At 66.6% G+C, this 17,877-nt stretch carries 16 protein-coding genes; 7 read left to right on the forward strand and 9 right to left on the reverse strand.

Translation table 11 applies throughout. The features are described 5' to 3' along the window. The first annotated feature begins 48 nt into the window (after positions 1-48). On the forward strand, positions 49-1,020 hold the full coding sequence (locus CGK74_RS13895; RefSeq protein WP_094269037.1) for a YcjF family protein: 972 nt from the start codon (positions 49-51) through the stop codon (positions 1,018-1,020). Positions 1,021-1,115: 95 nt separating this feature from the next. Here the strand turns inward: CGK74_RS13895 and CGK74_RS13900 are convergent, their stop codons facing one another. Then, a complete protein-coding gene (locus CGK74_RS13900; protein WP_094269038.1) occupies positions 1,116-1,751 on the reverse strand; it encodes a cytochrome b/b6 domain-containing protein in 636 nt (211 codons plus the stop codon). Position 1,752: 1 nt separating this feature from the next. Beyond that, on the reverse strand, positions 1,753-3,357 hold the full coding sequence (locus CGK74_RS13905; protein ID WP_094269143.1) for a tetrathionate reductase family octaheme c-type cytochrome: 1,605 nt from the start codon (positions 3,355-3,357) through the stop codon (positions 1,753-1,755). A gap of 187 nt (positions 3,358-3,544) precedes the next feature. Here CGK74_RS13905 and CGK74_RS13910 point away from each other — a divergent pair, with 187 nt between their 5' ends. Next, positions 3,545-5,365 (forward strand): GGDEF domain-containing protein, encoded by a 1,821-nt coding sequence (locus CGK74_RS13910; RefSeq protein WP_094269039.1) that lies wholly within the window; start codon positions 3,545-3,547, stop codon positions 5,363-5,365. Here the strand turns inward: CGK74_RS13910 and CGK74_RS13915 are convergent. From CGK74_RS13915 to CGK74_RS13945, 7 genes are all read right to left on the reverse strand, one after another. After that, positions 5,346-5,795: a hydrogenase maturation protease gene (locus tag CGK74_RS13915; RefSeq protein WP_094269040.1), complete on the reverse strand. Its 450-nt coding sequence runs from the start codon at positions 5,793-5,795 to the stop codon at positions 5,346-5,348. The two genes, CGK74_RS13910 and CGK74_RS13915, sit on opposite strands and share 20 nt — an antisense overlap. Positions 5,796-5,844: 49 nt before the next feature. Beyond that, complete coding sequence (locus tag CGK74_RS13920; protein ID WP_094269041.1) at positions 5,845-7,311, reverse strand: Ni/Fe hydrogenase subunit alpha; 1,467 nt, start codon at positions 7,309-7,311, stop codon at positions 5,845-5,847. A 15-nt stretch (positions 7,312-7,326) separates the two neighbouring features. Next, a complete protein-coding gene (locus CGK74_RS13925; protein ID WP_094269042.1) occupies positions 7,327-7,899 on the reverse strand; it encodes an NADH-quinone oxidoreductase subunit B family protein in 573 nt (190 codons plus the stop codon). Further along, positions 7,899-8,624 carry a 2Fe-2S iron-sulfur cluster-binding protein gene (locus CGK74_RS13930; protein WP_094269043.1) on the reverse strand — a complete coding sequence of 242 codons (726 nt, stop codon included), beginning with the start codon at positions 8,622-8,624 and terminating at the stop codon, positions 7,899-7,901. The genes CGK74_RS13925 and CGK74_RS13930 overlap by 1 nt, the downstream gene beginning before the upstream one ends. After that, complete coding sequence (locus CGK74_RS13935) at positions 8,621-10,429, reverse strand: NAD(P)H-dependent oxidoreductase subunit E (protein WP_240498726.1); 1,809 nt, start codon at positions 10,427-10,429, stop codon at positions 8,621-8,623. The genes CGK74_RS13930 and CGK74_RS13935 overlap by 4 nt, the downstream gene beginning before the upstream one ends. A 189-nt stretch (positions 10,430-10,618) precedes the next feature. After that, positions 10,619-11,224: a glutathione transferase GstA gene (gene gstA, locus CGK74_RS13940; protein ID WP_094269045.1), complete on the reverse strand. Its 606-nt coding sequence runs from the start codon at positions 11,222-11,224 to the stop codon at positions 10,619-10,621. 99 nt (positions 11,225-11,323) lie between these two features. After that, positions 11,324-12,034: an MBL fold metallo-hydrolase gene (locus CGK74_RS13945; RefSeq protein WP_094269046.1), complete on the reverse strand. Its 711-nt coding sequence runs from the start codon at positions 12,032-12,034 to the stop codon at positions 11,324-11,326. 439 nt (positions 12,035-12,473) lie between these two features. On the opposite strand from CGK74_RS13945, the gene CGK74_RS13950 reads away from it, so the two are divergent. The 5 genes from CGK74_RS13950 to CGK74_RS13970 all read left to right on the forward strand — a co-directional run bounded on the left by CGK74_RS13950 (position 12,474) and on the right by CGK74_RS13970 (position 17,740). Beyond that, a complete protein-coding gene (locus CGK74_RS13950) occupies positions 12,474-13,118 on the forward strand; it encodes a peroxiredoxin (RefSeq protein ID WP_094269047.1) in 645 nt (214 codons plus the stop codon). Positions 13,119-13,187: 69 nt separating this feature from the next. Further along, positions 13,188-14,612: a dihydrolipoyl dehydrogenase gene (locus tag CGK74_RS13955; RefSeq protein ID WP_094269048.1), complete on the forward strand. Its 1,425-nt coding sequence runs from the start codon at positions 13,188-13,190 to the stop codon at positions 14,610-14,612. 22 nt (positions 14,613-14,634) lie between these two features. Continuing rightward, positions 14,635-15,051 (forward strand): DsrE family protein, encoded by a 417-nt coding sequence (locus CGK74_RS13960; protein WP_094269049.1) that lies wholly within the window; start codon positions 14,635-14,637, stop codon positions 15,049-15,051. Positions 15,052-15,110: 59 nt separating this feature from the next. Beyond that, complete coding sequence (locus CGK74_RS13965) at positions 15,111-15,575, forward strand: hypothetical protein (RefSeq protein WP_094269050.1); 465 nt, start codon at positions 15,111-15,113, stop codon at positions 15,573-15,575. A gap of 110 nt (positions 15,576-15,685) precedes the next feature. After that, positions 15,686-17,740 carry a TonB-dependent receptor domain-containing protein gene (locus CGK74_RS13970; protein WP_240498727.1) on the forward strand — a complete coding sequence of 685 codons (2,055 nt, stop codon included), beginning with the start codon at positions 15,686-15,688 and terminating at the stop codon, positions 17,738-17,740. The last annotated feature ends 137 nt before the right edge of the window (positions 17,741-17,877 follow it).

Here is a 17,877-nt window from a genome sequence, read left to right on the forward strand (position 1 = left end):
GGTATTCTACCTTCCCCCGCCTCTCCGAAACCACGACAGGACTTCAGGATGCAAGCCGAACAGACCCGCGCCATTGTCGCCATCTGCCTGATGGCGGCTTTCGCCGACCAACACAAGGACGATCGCGAGCGCGAGCACATCCGTCGCGTTGCCGAATCGCTGACCGCCAACAGCGGCGTGGACCTGATGCAGGTCTATCAGGATGTGCTGCTCGGACGTTTCAGCCTCGAGGCGGCTGCGGCTGCGCTGGATTCGCCGGAAATGCGCCATCTTGCGTTTGAATTCGCGGTGGGCGTATGCGATGCCGACGGCGTTCACGATGCGCGTGAGACAGCCTTCCTCGACCGCCTGCGGACCGCGCTCGGCCTGGCCCGCGCGGAAGCCGACGCATTCACGGCCGAGGCCGACCAGCTGGCAGAGCTGCCGCTCGATGTCGCACCGCCGTCCGCTCCGACCACGGTGCCCGCTGCCACGAGCACCGTCGGCGGACTGCGCCCTTCCACGATGAGCGATGCCGAACTGGACCGGACGATCCTCAACGCCTCAATCCTCAACGGCGCACTCGAGCTTCTGCCGCAGTCGCTGGCCTCGATGGCGATCATTCCGCTTCAGACGCGGCTGGTTTACCGCATCGGCAAGTCCTACGGCTACGAGCTCGACCGCGGACACATCAAGGATTTCCTCGCCACGGTGGGCGTGGGCCTGACCTCGCAGTACGTCGAGCAGTTCGGCCGCAAGCTGGTCGGCGGCCTGCTCGGCAAGATGCTGGGCAAGGCCGGGCGCACGATCGGCAGCGTGGCCACCGGCTCGGCCTTCTCGTTCGCGAGCACCTACGCGCTCGGTCAGGTCGCACGTCGCTACTACGCGGGCGGACGCACGCTGAGCGGCGACGCGCTCAAGTCATCGTTCAGCGGCCTGGTCGGCGAAGCGCGCGAACTGCAGCAACGCTACGCGCCCCAGATCGAGGAGCGCGCCCGCACGCTCGACGTCGGCAAGCTGATGAACGAACTGCGCGTCTGAGGGCGGAAGGATGCGGGGCCATCCGCGGCATCGTCGCGAATGGCCCCGCAGGTTTGTCTGGCGGCACCCCTCCAAGGACACCGCCCCTGTCAGCACTATCGCGCAGCCGGCTTGCCTGCCGCCTCCTCGGCGGCATCGTGCAGATCTTCCCAGCCGGTGATCATCGCCTTGATGTGGGCCAGCGGCGTATGCCCCGCCGTCGCCAGATACACATGCACGATCAGGAAGGCGAGCATCAGGAAGGCACCCACCGTGTGCGCCGTGGCAACCTGCTGCAAGCCCAGGCCGGCAGGCAAACTGCCCTGCAGCGCACCCCAGAACAGGTACACCAGACCGCTGATCCATACCAGCGGGTTGATGACCAGCTTCACACCCAGGTAGGCGAGACGTTGCAGCGGGTTGTGCTTACGCTCCTGCGTCACCTTGTAGGGGTGCGGCGCACCGATGAAGATGCCATAGGCGTAGTAACGCACCATGCTGTCGATGTTCTTCGCGGTCGGGATGTAGTGCTTCCACTGCCCGGTCGTGAAGTGCCAGAAGATGGCCAGGATCCACAAGCCGATCAGCAGCCACGCCGCAATCTCGTGGATCTCGACCGCCTTCCGGAAACCCACCAGCCCATGGCTGCCGTGGATCGCGAAGCCGGTAAACAGCAGCGTGATGATCAGCCCGGCCTGCGCCCAGTGCCAGAAACGTTCGAAGCGGGTGAAGAGGTAGATGCGCTCGCTCATCTCAGTGCTCCTTGCCTTGGGCGCGCTTGTTGCGCGTCAGGAAGCGCAGGCTGCCATGGCCCGCGACGCCCAGCAGGACCAGTCCTGCCAGTCCGAAACCCAGCCTGTCGAGCAGGCCCGAGCGGTCGCGCCCAGGCATCCACACGCCTGGCACACCTGCCAGGCGGCCGTTGTCGGCGTGGCATTGTGCGCACTCGAGCGCCTTCTCCTTCGGCGCCACCATGTGTGTGATCGGCCACAGCATCGAAGTCTCGACGAAATCGAACTTGCCGCTGTAGGGCTGCCCCGTCGCTTCCGCGCCGGCCTTCAGCGCCTTGGCCCAGTCGAAGTTGAACCAGAATGCGGTGTCGTCCGGCACGGCCGTGTGGGGCACCAGCAGCGTCAGGTGTTCGGTGTCGTAAGGTTGCTTGCCGTGGAAGGTCTTGACCGGCCAGATCCGCGCATCCGCCGCACCCGGCGTACCGTGGAAACTGTTGACCTCGACCCGCTTGGAGGGATCGATCCTGGTGTCGGGCTGCGTGTAGCTGACCTTGCCGTCGAACCACAGGTAGTCAGGCGTGACGTTCTCGCCGAGGATGAAATCGCCCTTCTTGCTGTCGTAGATGACGTGGCCCTTCTCGTCCTTGTTCTGGAAGGGCTTGCCCTCAGGCGTCAGCTTGCCGGCGGTCGACCAGTCCCATCCCATCTTGGTCGGCACGCCACCGCGCGCGAATTCGGGGATGTGGCAAGTCTGGCAGGCCAGCGTGCGCGTATGGTCGTTCAGCCGCTCGGCGTGGGCGAAGCCGCCCTTGTGCGGACGGTCGCCGTGGCAAGCCTGGCAGGTCGCCGGATTACGGTCGGTCTTCTCGCCGCGAATGATTGCACCGTGCGGATCGGCGCCGGTCATGCTGATACGGCTGCCCGCCACCTTGTGCTCGTCGGTCTTGTGGCAGCTCGCACAGCTGAAGTTGAGCCCGTCCACCGCCATGTGCACGTCGAGCTCCTTCGACGGCTTGTTGAGCGAGGAGTCGAGATCGCCGTGCTTCACCCCGTCGCCGCCGCCACCATAGTAGTGACAGGCGCCGCAGGTCTGGCGCGACGTCGCGCCCACGTTCTGGGCAACCTTTGCAAGATCGACGGCCTCGACGAACTTTCCCGACTTCGCCGGGAATTCCGTGCGCTCATAGGGCGGATGTCCGGCATAGCCGGCCAGTTTCCTGTAGGCACCGGTGTTGTGGCAGGCAAGGCAGTCGACCTTCTTCTCGTCGCCAAAGTCGAAGCTCGCGTCCTTCCAGCCGTAACCGATGTGACAGGACTGGCAGAAAGGTTCGTTGGAGCGGTCGCCTATGCAGAAGCCGTTGAGCATGGTCTTCTTGCCCAGCTTCTGCCCGGTGTCCGGGTTGACGTACTCCCAGGTCCAGTGTCGCGTCGCCATCACCTGCTTGGCAGCCTCGGTGTGGCAGGCGAGACAGGCAGCGGTCACTTCCTCGCCGCTCTTGAAAGGCCCCTGCAGCTCCTTGAACTTGGCGTGGTCCGCCGTGCCGGTCGCGGCCACCGCGAACGAACTCAGGATACCGACTGCCAATCCGGCAAGCAGTCGCGTCAGGCCAAAGGATCGTGCTCTCATCATGCCCTCCCAGCTGGGACCCCATAGACTTCATTCTAGGCACGCAAAAAGCATTAGCTTTTGATAATTGTCTAATCCGCCGCCTTAAATCCCTCGCCTGGCGGCTCACGGCAATCACTTCGGCCCCTGCGCAGATGCGGGCTCCCGATATAATCGGCGCATACAACTGCGAGCACCGGCCCCATCCATGAGCGTCCTCAGCAACCCCTCCGAAATCGCGCGCGAGGCCCTTCGCCAGCTCGCCCTGCGTCGTGTCGCTCCGACGCCGGACAACTACCGCAAGCTCTATCACGAGATTGCCGGTACCCGCGTCGAAGACGAGGGCGCGTCGGAACCCTTCCTGCGTTCGCTGGGCCTGCGCCTGCCGCGGGATTCGGCCGAGCGCCAGCGCATCGGACGCGAGTTCGACCATGCGCTCGCGGCCGGCAAGCTGAAGGCGGCGGAAGATACGCTGGGGCGCTACCTCGACGGGCTGAAGATCGCTGAACCACCCGCCTGGAACGAACTGATCGCAAACCTTCTGCGCGCTTGGGAGGCACGCCAGCCGGGCTGGACCACCGCGCGCAAGCGCGAGTCGCTCGACCGGGTGCTGAACGCCGCCGACCCTGCCACCCTGCACGCGCGCCTGCAGGGACTGCTGCGGGGCTGGAACCAGGGCGGAACGGAAGACGTACCCGAGACCATGGGCGATGAAACGCGGCGGGACGAGGCCGTCGGCACGCAACCCCCGCCGCGGCCTGCCATGCCGGCAGGCACTAGCACGCAGATCCTGCGCCTGGTCGGCAACGAGCACGCCGCCACCCTGCTGAAGCTGCTGCAGGCGACCCTGGAGGACGTCGTGCCCGCGTTCCTGGGCGAGCATCCCGAACTCGCCGACGAAGCGGCGCAGATTGCACGCGAAGTCGGCGCCACCGACGACACCGGCCGCCTCGACCGCATCGGCACACGGCTGCGCCAGCTGGCGCACCGGCTGGAGATGACTGCAGCGGACGACGCCGAGATCCGCAGCGGCCTGCTGGAACTGCTGCGCCTGCTGTTGCGCAACATCGACGACCTCGTGCTGGACGACAAGTGGCTCGCCGGCCAGATCGAGATGCTGCGCGAGATCGTCGATACGCCGCCCAATCCGCGCAGCATCGACGACGCCGGCCGCCGCCTGAAGGACCTGATCTACAAGCAGAGCCAGCTCAAGCACAACCTGGTCGAGACACAGCGCCATCTACGCCAGATGCTCGCCGGCTTCGTCGACCAGCTCGCCCGCTTCTCCGAAAGCACCGGCGCGTATCACGACCGCATCGGCTCGTGTGCCCAGCGCATTGCCGAGGCCAGCGACATCTCGGCCATCGGCCCGCTACTCAACGAAGTGATGGAAGAAACGCGCAGCATGCAGGATGAGGCGCAGCGCTCACGCGACGAGCTGATCGCCGCGCGCGAGCAGGCGCGCCTCGCCGAGGAACGCATCCTCAAGCTGCAGGAAGAGCTCGACGATGCCAGCCGGCAGATGCGCCACGACCAGCTGACCGGTGCCCTGAACCGCCGCGGGCTCGAGGAGATGTTCGAGAAGGAAGCCGCGCGCGCCCAACGCCGCGGCGCGGCCCTGTCGATCGCCCTGCTCGACATCGACCACTTCAAGAAGCTCAACGACACACTGGGCCATCACACCGGCGATGCTGCCCTCGTGCATCTCGCCAACGTGGTGCGCAAGCACCTGCGGCCGCAGGACGTGCTGGCGCGCTTCGGCGGCGAGGAGTTCCTGATCCTGCTGCCCGAGACCGAAACCGACGATGCCTACCGGGCCATGGTCCGCCTGCAGCGCGAGCTCACGCGGGAGTTCTTCATGGCCGACCAGCAAAAGATCGTGATCACCTTCAGTGCTGGCGTCACCCCGATCGCTCCGGGTGAAGTGCTCGAATCGGCGATGAAGCGCGCCGATGCGGCGATGTACCAGGCCAAGCAGGCGGGGCGCAATCGGGTGATGCAGGCACCGCTCAGGCAAGCGGCCGTGTAAGCCAGTCGCGCGCCCAGTCCAGCGCGGCGTCCAGACGGACACGGGCGGCAGCCGACACCGGATCGCCCAGCGCCCAGCATTCACCGCGCATGCCCAGCAGCCAGGCGGGCGGCGGCTCGCCCTGAAGGTCGCGATACACCTGCAGCACGGCCTGTGGCGTCATCGCATGCGTGGTGATGCTGTCGTCGCGCCGGGCGGAGACCGGCTCCACGCCAAACGGCTCGGGCGCGCCGAAAGACGCATCGACGAAGAGCACACGGTGGCGCCCTTCCAGGTCCAGCGCGTGCTCCACCTGCAACTGGAAGTCGGTCAGGCACTCGACGCCGGGCAGGCCCATCGCCTCCACCGCCTCTACGAACAGCGGCCCCAGTGCATCGTCGCCGCGCGCCGGATTGCCCCAGCCAAACACCAGAATCGGCGCCCGGCTCATCCAGCACCGCCCATCGCCGCAGCCTGGCGCGCACGCCAAACCCGCGCAATCACGATTTGTACTTGCGGTCGAGCATCTGCCCCTCGGCATCGAGCAGCGTGACCTCCAGCGGCATCTTGCCCAGCGCATGCGTGGCGCACGACAGGCAGGGATCGTAGGCGCGGATCGCCACCTCGATGTGATTCAGCAGGCCCTCGGTGATCTCCTTGCCGTCGAGATACTGCTTTGCCACCTCGCGCACCGCGCTGTTCATCGCCTGGTTGTTGTTCGTCGTCGACACGATCAGGTTGGCCATCGTCACCAGGTCGTCGTCGCCCACCTGATAGTGGTGGAACAGCGTGCCGCGCGGCGCCTCGATGACGCCCACGCCCTCGCGCCGGCGCTCGCCGGTCACGACCAGGTCCGTGCCCTCGATGTCGTCGTCGTGCAGCAAGGCCTTGATCGTCTCCGCGGCGAACAGCATCTCGATCATGCGCGCCCAGTGGAAACCCAGCGTGGCGTGCATCGGCTTGCCGCCCGCGTAGGCGACCAGCTCACGGCGCTCGTGCTCGGCAAACGGCGTCGGGATGCTGTCGCAGTTCTGCACCCGGGCGAGCGGCCCCACCTTGTACCAGCCCTGCTCCGGCCCCATCGACGTGAAGTACGGAAACTTCATGTAGCTCCAGGGCTTCACTTCCTCGGTGATCAGCGTGTCGTAGGTCTGGTAGTCGACATGATCGAACAGGATCCTGCCCGCGGCGTCTTTGGCGCGCAGCACGCCGTGGTAGAGATCGAGACTGCCGTCGGGCGCGACCATGCCCATGAAGTTCGACGGGAAGGTCCCGAAGCTATCGTACAGCGCCGGGTTCTGCTCGTGCAGTTCCTTGATGATCCTCACCGCGTCGCGGCTCCACGCGATCATCTGGTAGGCGTCCTTCAGCAGCTCGGCGCGCTCGGCACCACTCAAAGACTTGTTCACCCCGCCCGGCACCGAGCCCGTGCCATGCACCCGCTTGCCGGCGGTGTGGCGGATCACCTCCTGGCCGTACTTGCGCAGCAGGATGCCCTTCCTGGCGATGTCCGGGTACTTCTCGGCAACGCCGACGATACTGCGGCGCGAGACCTCGGAGTCGAAGCCGAACAGCAGGTCGGGCGAGGACAGGTGGAAGAAGTGCAGCGCGTGCGACTGCAGGATCTGCCCGTAATGCATCAGGCGGCGCATCTTCTCCGCGGTGGGCGTCAGGCGGTCGGCGCCGACGATCACGTCCAGCGCCTTGCTCGCCGCCAGGTGGTGCGACACCGGGCAGATGCCGCACAGGCGCTGCACCATCACCGGCACTTCCCAGTAAGGCCGGCCCTGGATGAAGCGCTCGAAGCCGCGGAACTCGACGATGTGCAGGCGCACCTGATGCACCTTGTTGTGCTCGTCGAGCAGGATCGTGACCTTGCCGTGGCCTTCCACGCGGGACACGGGATCGATGGCGACGCGACGCAGATTGTCGCTGGCGACGGTGGCGGTTTCGAGTTCGAAGCTCATGTCAGTCTCGCGAAATCAGTCGTAATGCAGCAGGCCATGGCCGAGCGTCGGTTCCTTGCCTTCGATGAGCTGGGTCAGGAAGGCCCAGATCGCATCGCCCGAGGGCGGGCAGCCCGGCAGGAAGTAGTCGATCCTGACCACCTCGTGAACCGCATGAACCTGGTTCAGCGGCAGCGGCAGTTCGGGGTCGCTGGGGATCTGGCTGCCGTCGGCCAGGCCATGACCAGTGCGATAGACCTGCTGCAGGATGTCGGCAAGTTCAAGGTGGTTGCGCTGCGCCGGCAGGCCGCCATTGACCGCACAGGCGCCAAGCGCGATCAGCACCTTGCAGTTGGCGCGGAACTCGCGCAGCACATGCACGTTCTCGGCATTGCACACGCCGCCTTCGATCAGGCCGATGTCGCAGGGACCGCAGTGCTTGATGTCGGTGATCGGCGAGCGGTCGAACTCGACCAGTTCGAGCAACGGCAGGATGCGCTCGTCGATGTCGAGGAAGGACATGTGGCAGCCGAAGCAGCCGGCCAGCGACACCGTGGCGACCTTCAGCTTGCGCGGCTTCACGTCCGCGCCCTGGGTTTCGCTGCTCATCACCCGGCCTCCTTCTCGCTGTCGGCAAGCTTCTCCACCGCCTTCTGGCTGATCGGCTTGGCGTCATAGTCGCGCTGTCCGATCGGCACCGCGAAGCCCACCCGCTTCCTCAGGATCACCCCCACCGGGCACACCTCGGCCGCGCGGTCGGTGGCGGCAAAATCGGTGTCGGCCAGCCGCCCGCTCTCACTATTGACGATGAGATGCGACTTCGCCCCTCGACCCGACAACGCGAACACGTTCTTGCCATCCACATCGCGGCTGGCGCGCACGCACAGCTCGCACATGATGCAGCGATTGAAATCGAGCAGCACGTCGGGGTGCGAGGCATCGACCGCGCGGTCGGGATAGAAATGGTCGAAATGCGGGCTCAGCATGCCCATCTCGTAGGCAGTCGCCTGCAGCACGCAGTTGCCGCTCTTCTCGCACGAGGGACAGAAATGGTTGCCCTCGACGAACAGCAGTTGCAGCAGCGTGCGGCGCTTGGCGATGAGTTCCTCGGTCCCGTTCTCCACTTCCTGCCCCGCCGCAGCGCGGGTGGTACAGGCGGTGGCGAAGCGGCCGCCGATCTTCACCGTGCACAGCTTGCACGAGCCATGCGCGGCAAAATCCGGGTGCCAGCAAAGGTGCGGGATGTACTTGCCTGCGGCGCTGGCCGCCTGCATCACGGTCTGGCCGGGGGTGAAGGGGACTTCCTCGCCGTCGAGCAGGAAACTGTTGGTCATGGCTTGGCCTCGCTCGGGTGTCCGCCGGCATGGGCGCTGAGGTTGTCGGTGAGGTGCGCGCCCGCGTCGTCGCGACCGGTCATGCGCCGGGCCTGCGACAGGGCGGCGTCGAGGTCGAACCCGGGTTCGTAGTCGGGCGAATGCAGGCGCCGATCGAAGGCCGGGCGGAACTTGGCGAGGATGTCGCGCAACGCGATCGTCGCCGTGTTGCCCAGGCCGCAGTGGCTGGCGCCCTGCATCAGGTGGTGCATCTTCTCCATCTCGTCGAGGTCGTAAGGCGAGCCGCGGTCAAGGGCGAGCTTGTCCATCAGCCGCGCGTTGACCGCGGTGCCGACCCGGCAAGGCGTGCAGAAGCCACAGCTCTCGTGCGCGAAGAAGTGCGCGAAGTTGCGCGCGGCCTCGAACATGTCGCGCGACTGGTCGAACACCATGATGGAGCCGCCGGTGGGCACGTCCTCAAAGGCGATGCGGCGGCCGAACTCGTTGGCCGCCAGACATGATCCCGCGGCGCCGGCGGTGGTCACTGCCTGGGTGTCCGTGGCGCCAGCCGCCTCCAGCACCTCGGCCACGGTGACACCAAAAGGAAATTCGTAGATGCCGGGCCGCGCCACGTCGCCCGACACCGACAGCAGCTTGGTGCCGGTCGAGGCCGGCGTGCCAATGGCGCGGAACCATTCGCCTCCCTTCACCGCGATCAGCGCCGCCAGCGCCAGCGTCTCGACGTTGTTGACGGTCGTCGGCTGCCCCAGATAGCCGTGGGTCACCGGGAACGGCGGGCGGATGCGCGGCTTGCCCGGCTTGCCCTCGAGCGACTCGATCAGCGCCGACTCCTCGCCGCAGATGTAGGCGCCGGCGCCAAGGTGGATCTCGATGTCGAACGTGAAGCCGCGGCCGAGGATGTTGCGCCCGAGCAGCCCCGCCTCGCGCCGCTGTGCCAGCCGGGTCTCGAGCCGGTCGAGCAGGTAGCGGTATTCGCCGCGCAGATAAATGAAGCCCTTGCTCGCGCCGATGGCAAAGCCGGCGATGCACATACCGTCGACCACCATGTCGAAGTAGCTGCTGAGGAGCACCCGGTCCTTGAAGGTGCCGGGCTCACCCTCGTCGGCATTGCAGATCACGTAGTGCGCGTCGCCCCAGGCGTCGCGACAGGAGCGCCACTTGATGTCACTGCCGAAACCCGCGCCGCCGCGCCCGCGCAGGGCGGAGCGCTCGATCTCGCCCAGCAACCCGGTCGGACCGCGATCCAGTGCGGCCGCCAGCGCCTCGCCCGGCGCCAGCCCGTGGTCGAGCAGCACGTCGCGGCGGCGGATGTTGTCCTCGACGTGGAACCACTCCGGCGGCCAGTCGCCCACCTGCACGCGGCGGCGGATCAGGTGCGCCATCTCGTCGATGCGCGCCGGCGTTAGCCGTGTGATGGTGCGGTAATTCGCCAGCAGCGCCGGCCCCTGGTCGCACATGCCGGTACAGGAGGTGGCGTCCACGCTGACCAGGCCGTCCTCGGCGACACGCCCCGGCTCGAGCCACAGCTTTTCGCACAGGGTCCGCATCAGATCCTGGTTGCCCAGCATGCGGTCGGTGATGTTGTCCGAGAACAGGATGCGGTAGTCACCCAGCGGACGGGTGTGGAAGAAACTGTAGAAACCGGCGGTGCTCTCCACCTGCGCACGGGGAATGTCCAAGCCCTCTGCGATCGCCGTCAGGCTCTCGGGGGCCAGCCAACCCAGCGCGTCCTGCGTCTCGCGCAGAATCTGAACGAGACGGTGCGCCTCGCGCGAATGCCGATCCAGGATCGACTCGATGTTCATGGCAGCCACGCCGTCCTCCCGCGTCGAAGGGTTACACATGCATGATGCAAGGTCTCGGTGACCATTCTGCATCAGCAACATGCATTGCGCGCTGGCGGCGGGCGAGAATCCGCCCCGATCGTGATGCAGATCAAGGCTTTGGCGTCCGCCGCCAGCACCGCCGCCCATGGCCGGGCGGCACGAGCCCGCTCAGGCGAGCCCTTCGGCCTTCAACGCAGCCTGGACGGCCGGACGGGCGGCAACGCGCGCCTGAAAGGCGGTCAGGTTGGACCAGCGCGACAGGTCGATCTTGACGTAGGGCATCCAGCTCAGCACGGTGAAAAGGTAGGCATCGGCCACGCTGAAACCGTCGCACAGCAGATACGCCTTGCCCGCCAGTTCGCCGTTCGTGTAGTCAAGCCGGCGCTCAAGGTTGGCCATCGCCGCAGCCTTCCAGGCGTCACCCGAAGCGGGGCTGAAGAAAGGTGTGCACGATCGATGCAGTTCGGTACCGATGAAGGTCAGCCACGACTGCAGGCGGTAGCGCTCCAGCGTGCCGTCGGCCGGGACAAGCTTCTTCTCTGGCACACGGTCCGCGAGGTACTGCAGGATCGCCGGCCCTTCGGTCAGCAGTTCGCCCGTGTCGAGCACCAGCGCCGGCACGTAGCCCTTGGCGTTGATCTGCATGAAGTCCGCGCCGCTGGCCGTCACCTTGGTCTTCAGATCGACCGCTTCGGTCTCGTAAGGAAGGCCGGTTTCCTCGAGGACGATGTGCGAGGCCAGCGAGCAGGCACCCGCTTTGTAATAGAGCTTCATGAGGCATGTCTCCGTCTTGTAGGGGAGACTGCAGTATGCCGCAGCCTTCGCGTCGCCACATGGCCCGGATGCCGGGGGCGACCGGCATGTAACGGCGGTTCAGCCCGGCGGCAGCATGCGTCCCAGCGCCGGACGCACGATACGGCGCAGACCCATCTCGGTGATGAACGCATCGCGGCTGTGTCCGAGCACCGTGCCGTAGCGTGCGCGCAACTCGCCCAGCAGGGCCACGCGGCGCCCCTTGATCGAATGGGCCGGGAAGACCAGCGTCTCGTCCGGCAGGTCGAAGACGCAGCGTGTCAGCGTGTCGTAAAGGCGCGAAGGCTCTGCCTCGTTATTGCCGACGGCGCAGCTCCCGAGGTCGAAAACATCGCCACAGAACAAGCGGTCGCGCCACAGGTAGCTGACGCAGGTCGGGGTATGACCGGGAGTGGACAGCACATGGATGCACTCGCCTCCGATGCGCAAAGTCACACCCGCCTCGACTTCGAACACCTCGTGTCCGGCGTCAACAACCCGGGTCCCACCCCGCCTCATGACGAGCCGCGCCCCGCTACGGACGCAGAGCGCCGTGGCATCGTCGGTATCCACCTGATGCACATGTGTGCGCAACACCTTCGTGAGCCGCGCCTCATGTTCGGCCAACAGCGCCAGGATCAGTTCGGTCGTGCCGCATGGCGGGTCGACCACCACCGCCTCGCCACGCAGGCAAGCGATGAGCAGATACCCGATCAACTGCGTCTTCTGCCCCTCGATGGGAATGAAACAGAGCCCTTCGGCGGGCCCCTGCGGGAGAACGGCAGCATGCATGTCGCGAATCCAGGGAATGACTTGAGAACGGTTGCGCACGAATCGGCACGCACCTGACCTGAATGCCCTAACAAGTCGCGTGCCAGTCCCGCCGCGCCACCATTCCTGCGAAACCTGCCGCTCTGCGCCCGCTTTCCAACGCACCGTCACTGCCATCGCTGTCCGTGGCTGCCATCGATGACACAGATCGGCAGCGCCATGGCGAGACATTCGGCGCCGATCGCCGGCACCACACGCCCCCTGCCGGTGGTTTGAACAGGGCAAGGACGCCTGGCACGTCACTTGCCTCCTGGTGATACATAGCGACGATTGCGCTAATGGCGTGGCAATTAAAGGCTCCTATCACTCCAATCCAGCAAAATAAATTGCCTTAAATATTAGCTTTTTCTTATATTTTACGCGTCGCAAGACACTACCCTGACCACCACGGAGCACGATCATGGAAAACGCACAGCAATTCAGCTTCCCCCGCCTGAACGAACCGGCCCCTGCATTCAGCGTCCGCACCACGCATGGTGAGCGGTCGCTCGAGGACTATCGCGGCAAGTGGCTGATCCTGTTCTCGCATCCCGCCGACTTCACCCCGGTTTGCACCACCGAGTTCATCGGTTTCGCCAATGCCGCGCCCAAGTTCGCCGAGATGAACTGCGAACTGCTCGGCCTGTCGATCGACAGCCTCTTCTCGCACCTGGCCTGGACGCGCAACATCAAGGAAAAATTCGGCGTCGACATCCCGTTCCCGATCATCGAGGACATCAAGATGGATGTCGCCCGCGCCTACGGCATGGTCCATCCGGGCGCTGCCGATACCCAGGCCGTGCGCGCGACCTTCTTCATCGACCCCAATGGCGTAATGCGCGCCATGGTGTATTACCCGATGAGCAACGGCCGCAGCATCGACGAGTTCGTCCGCCTGCTGCAGGCGCTGCAGACCTCGGACACGCACGGTGTCGCCACCCCCGAAAACTGGTGCCCGGGCAAGGACGTGATCGTCTCCCCGCCCAAGACCGCCGAGGCGGCCGACAAGCGCGCCACCGAGGGTTACAACACGGTCGATTGGTACTTCTCCACCAGGTCGCTGTAAGCCGCCCCCCGCCCTGCAGCGCGCCTCGCACGCTGCAGGGCGTCACGCCAAGCGCGAAAAGGAGACCGAATGACCAACGAAATCAAGACCGATGTCGCCATCATCGGCGCGGGCAGCGCCGGACTCTATGCGCTGCGCGAGGTGCGTCGTGCCGGGCGCGACTTCCTGCTGATCGACCGCGGCCCGCTTGGCACCACCTGCGCCCGGGTGGGCTGCATGCCCTCGAAGGTCGCACTGCATGCCGGTGCGGAGTGGGCGACACGCAAAGCCCTGGCCGGGATCGGCGCAAGCGGCGTCGAGGCCCTGTCCATCGACCTTGCCGCGACCTGGGCAAGGCTGCGCGAACAACGCAACTTCTTCGCCAGCAGCGGCGCCAGCAAGGCTCGCGCCGCCGCCGGCGACAAACTCATCGAAGGCACGGCGCGCTTTCTCGACCCCACGCTCATCGAGGTCTCGTCGCCTGCCGGCCTGCAGCGCGTACGCGCCCGTACCGTCATCATCGCCACCGGTTCGCGCCCGGTCATGCCCGGCTGGCTGGACGACGTGCGCGATCGCGTGATCACGACCGACGCGCTCTTCGAACTCGACACGCTGCCGCGCAGCATCGGTATTCTCGGACTCGGTGCCATCGGGCTGGAAATGGGGCTCGCGCTATCCCGGCTCGGCATCCGCGTGGTCGGGGCAGACCTCGCACCGAATGTCGGCGGCATCGTCGATCCTGTGCTCGGCCAGCGCGCACGCGAACGTTTTGGCCAGGAGGTCGAACTCTGGCTGGGCACGCAGACCCGACTCGAGCGCAGTGCATCCGGCATTGTCATGCACGCGGACGGACGGAAGGCCGAGGTCGAACTGCTGCTCGCCGCCCTCGGCCGGCGTCCCAACGTCGACAGCCTGGGCCTGGAAGCCGCCGACTTCCCGCTCGACGAACGCGGCACCCCGCGCTTCGACCCGACAACCATGCAGGTTGGCGAGTTGCCGGTCTTCATCGCCGGCGACGCCAATGCGGACAGGCCGCTGATGCATGAGGCGGCCGACGAAGGCGCGATTGCCGGCTACAACGCTGCCCGCGAAACCTACACCCGCTTCTGGCGCAAGGTGCCACTCGGCATCGCCTTCTCCGACCCGGACATCGCCGCGGTCGGCATGCGCTTCGACGCCCTGCCCACCGAGGGGGTCGTCGTCGGCACCGCCAGCGGCGACAAGAACGGACGCGCCCGCATCCTCGGCGCCACCGACAGCCTGCTTCGCGTCTACGCCGACGCGACCGATGGCCGACTGCTCGGCGCCGCGATGGTCGCGACGGGCGGTGAACATCTCGCCCATCTGCTGGCCTGGGCGATTCAGCGCGGCGAGACCGCGCACGACCTGCTGGCCTTGCCCTTCTACCACCCCGTAGTCGAGGAGATGTTGCAGGCGGCACTGCAGGACATCGTCGCGCAGTTACCGCCCCGCAACCCCTACCCGATCGGGCTCGCGCCCGTCGAACACCTTTGAACTTGCCTGAAGGAGCATTGCCATGAAGAAAGCCCTCGTTGCCCTCGCCATCGCCCTCGGTTCCACCGCCGCGCTCGCCGAGAAACCCGCCGTCACCGTCGTCCTCAATGCCCAGAGTCCGATGACCCAGGGCATGGCCATGGTGCTGGCCAACCAGATGCAGGAACAGGGCGCACAGGTCGACATCCTGCTATGCGATCACGCCGGCGACCTCGCACTCAAGGATGCCGGCGGCGAAGCGCTCAAGCCCAACAACGTGACACCGGCGCAACTGCTCGACGGCGCGCTGAAGAAGGGCGCCACCGCCTCGGTGTGCGCGCTCTACCTGCCCAACAGCGGCAAGAAGCCCGAAGACCTGAAGGACGGCATCAAGCCGGCCAAGCCGGCCGACATGGGCGCCGCCCTGCTGGAGCCGAACCGCAAGGTAATCGGTTTCTGATTGCTACCTTCTATTGCAACTTTGTTGCCTTAGAAAACACCCTGCCCTAGAATGCGGCGATGTCCTGCGCCGCACCCGCAGCCCGGCCCCGCGCCGGGCTGCGTGCTTTCATCCTGTCGCTTCCGCACCCCCGCCGACTCGCCCGCCGCATCAGCGACGGACACGTTCTTGCCGGCAGGGCGCTGCTGCTCGTCCTGGCGCTCGCGCTGCTCGCCGTGCAGATCGAGGTGCACGCACATGCGCTGTCCCATCTGGCGGAGCCAACCCAGGCCGGCAGGAGCACCACGACGAACGGCGCATCGCCGAGCGAGGAAGACGGCCGTCACGCCGGTGCGGTGTGCCTGGAATGCCTTGCGCTCGCCGCGCTCGATCTGCCTCCAGCCGCGCCGGCGTCCTTCACCTGCGACGCCGCCGGCGCCACGCTCCCGCCCATCGCCCTCCCTCAGGCCCCATCGTCCTCCAGCCCACGGCGGCCACGCTGCCGCGCGCCGCCGTCATCGGCCCTTTGCCCCATCCCCTGCTGAAACCGTCGGGTCCGTGACCCGGCCTGCATGACGCCTTCCCGTCCGGTGCGCTAACCCGGACGGAGGGTGGCCTTTGCCTTGCGCAAACAGAACACGAAGGAAGAACACCGATGTCCAGGCTTCAAACCCTACCCACCCCGCTCATGCTGAGCCTCGCCCTCGCTTTCGGGTCCGCCGTCGCGCACGCGGACGACACCGCGCTTGCACCGGTCACGGTATCGGCGAGCGCGCTCGCGCTCGGCAGCGATCAGATGAGCACCCCGGTCAGCGTGCTCGCCGGCGACGAACTCGTGCGCCGTCGTGCCGCCACACTCGGCGAAACGCTGACCGGCGAACCCGGCATCGCCGCCAGCCATTTCGGCGCCGGCGCCAGCCGGCCCATCATCCGTGGCATGGACGGGCCGCGCGTCAAGCTGCTGTCGGACGGCAGCGAGATCATGGACGCATCCACGATCAGCCCCGACCACGCCGTGGCGATCGAACCGATGCTGAGCGAACAGATCGAGGTGCTGCGCGGCCCGTCCGCGCTGGCCTATGGCGGCGGCGCGATCGGCGGCGTCGTGAATGTGCTCGACAAGCGCGTCCCCACCGCGGTCCCCGAACGCGGCGTCGAAGGCAGCGTGGAACTGCGTGCCGATAGTGTCGCTAACGGCGTCGCCGGCGCATTCGAAGTCACCGCGGGCAGCGGCAACCTCGCCTTCCACGCCGAAGGGCTCAAGCGCGACGCGCGCGACTACCGTGTCGGCGGCGGCTGGGACCACAGCCGGGTCGAGGGCAGCTACAACCAGACCGAGACCGGCAGCCTCGGCGTTTCCTGGGTGGGCGAGCGCGGCTATCTCGGCCTAGCCTTCACCCGTCAGCAGAACGAGTACGGACTGCCCGGGCACAGCCATGAATACGAAGCCTGCCACCCGCACGGCAACCACCTGTACTGCGGCCACCACGGCGAGGAAGACGAGCACGAGCATGACCACGACGAACACGGCGGCACCCCGTACGTGAAGCTCGACAGTGATCGCTGGGACCTGCGCGGCGAACTGCTGGAACCCTTCGCCGGCTTCACCCGCGCCCGCCTGCGGGCGTCCTACACCGACTACGGCCACGACGAGATCGAGCAGGACGAAGGGATCGACAGCGTCGGCACCCGTTTCCGCAGCAAGGCCAGCGATGCCCGTGTCGAACTCGAGCATGCGCCGCTCGGCGGCTGGCGCGGCGTGCTGGGCCTGCAGACGGGCCGCCGCGACTTCCGCGCCGACGGCGACGAAGCCTACGTGCCCCCCACCGTGACGACCCGGCACGCGGCCTTCCTGATCGAGGAGTACACACTGGCCGACTGGCGCTTCGAAGCCGGCCTGCGTCACGAATGGCAGGACATCGACGTTGACAGCAGCACCCAGCGCGACCGCAGCCACCGCGGCAACTCGGTTTCGCTCGGTGCGGTGTGGAACTTCGCCCCGCAGTACAGCCTGGGCATGACGCTGTCGCGCACCCAGCGCCTGCCGACGGCGGAAGAGCTCTACGCACGCGGCATGCACATGGCGACCAGCACCTGGGAACGCGGCAACCCCGACCTGAAGGCGGAGACGGCCAACAACGTCGACCTGACGCTGCGCAAGCTCACTGGGCCGACCACCTTCTCCGTCAGCGTGTTCCACAACCGCATCGACGACTACATCCACGCGCGCACGCTCGACGCCCATGAGGACTTCCAGCTCATCGAGTACGCCCAGCGCGACGCCCGCTTCACTGGCATCGAGGGCGCCATCCGCCAGCAGCTCGACGCCACCTTCGGCCTGACGCTCTTCGGCGACTACGTTCGCGCCAAGCTCGAGGCCGGCGACGGCGACCGCGACCTGCCGCGCATCCCGGCTCATCGCGTCGGCCTGCGACTGGATGCCAAGTGGAATGCCTGGCGTGCCGAAGCCGAGGTCTATCGCGTCGGCCGCCAGGACGATGTCGCCGAGTTCGAGCGCGAAACGCCGGGCTACAACATGGTCAATGTCGGCCTGAGCTACAACGGCCGCTACAAGGCCACGCCCTGGCAGGTCTACGTCAAGGGCAACAACCTCGGCAACCAGCTGGCCTACGCGCACACCTCGTTCATCAAGAACGCCGCTCCGCTCGAGGGCCGCAACCTGAGCTTGGGCGTCCGCGTCTCGTTCTGACCGACGCCGGCGCTCCTCACCCCCGTCCCGGCCCCTCCTCGGGGCCGGGGCCTGCCAGCCCCCCGTTCTGTCCGATCTGGCAGTGTTCGACTGCCATCACTGCCATCCGGGATACGGCTGGCATCACGCCTGCCAGC

The sequence above is a fragment of the Thauera propionica genome, assembly GCF_002245655.1.
Lineage (GTDB): Bacteria > Pseudomonadota > Gammaproteobacteria > Burkholderiales > Rhodocyclaceae > Thauera > Thauera propionica.

Coding starts and splice junctions, on each gene's coding strand:
- CGK74_RS13895 (WP_094269037.1), top strand. CDS start 49: ATGCAAGCCGAACAGACCCGCGCCATTGTCGCCATCTGCCTGATGGCG.
- CGK74_RS13900 (WP_094269038.1), bottom strand. CDS start 1,751: ATGAGCGAGCGCATCTACCTCTTCACCCGCTTCGAACGTTTCTGGCAC.
- CGK74_RS13905 (WP_094269143.1), bottom strand. CDS start 3,357: ATGAGAGCACGATCCTTTGGCCTGACGCGACTGCTTGCCGGATTGGCA.
- CGK74_RS13910 (WP_094269039.1), top strand. CDS start 3,545: ATGAGCGTCCTCAGCAACCCCTCCGAAATCGCGCGCGAGGCCCTTCGC.
- CGK74_RS13915 (WP_094269040.1), bottom strand. CDS start 5,795: ATGAGCCGGGCGCCGATTCTGGTGTTTGGCTGGGGCAATCCGGCGCGC.
- CGK74_RS13920 (WP_094269041.1), bottom strand. CDS start 7,311: ATGAGCTTCGAACTCGAAACCGCCACCGTCGCCAGCGACAATCTGCGT.
- CGK74_RS13925 (WP_094269042.1), bottom strand. CDS start 7,899: ATGAGCAGCGAAACCCAGGGCGCGGACGTGAAGCCGCGCAAGCTGAAG.
- CGK74_RS13930 (WP_094269043.1), bottom strand. CDS start 8,624: ATGACCAACAGTTTCCTGCTCGACGGCGAGGAAGTCCCCTTCACCCCC.
- CGK74_RS13935 (WP_240498726.1), bottom strand. CDS start 10,429: ATGAACATCGAGTCGATCCTGGATCGGCATTCGCGCGAGGCGCACCGT.
- gstA (WP_094269045.1), bottom strand. CDS start 11,224: ATGAAGCTCTATTACAAAGCGGGTGCCTGCTCGCTGGCCTCGCACATC.
- CGK74_RS13945 (WP_094269046.1), bottom strand. CDS start 12,034: ATGCATGCTGCCGTTCTCCCGCAGGGGCCCGCCGAAGGGCTCTGTTTC.
- CGK74_RS13950 (WP_094269047.1), top strand. CDS start 12,474: ATGGAAAACGCACAGCAATTCAGCTTCCCCCGCCTGAACGAACCGGCC.
- CGK74_RS13955 (WP_094269048.1), top strand. CDS start 13,188: ATGACCAACGAAATCAAGACCGATGTCGCCATCATCGGCGCGGGCAGC.
- CGK74_RS13960 (WP_094269049.1), top strand. CDS start 14,635: ATGAAGAAAGCCCTCGTTGCCCTCGCCATCGCCCTCGGTTCCACCGCC.
- CGK74_RS13965 (WP_094269050.1), top strand. CDS start 15,111: ATGTCCTGCGCCGCACCCGCAGCCCGGCCCCGCGCCGGGCTGCGTGCT.
- CGK74_RS13970 (WP_240498727.1), top strand. CDS start 15,686: ATGTCCAGGCTTCAAACCCTACCCACCCCGCTCATGCTGAGCCTCGCC.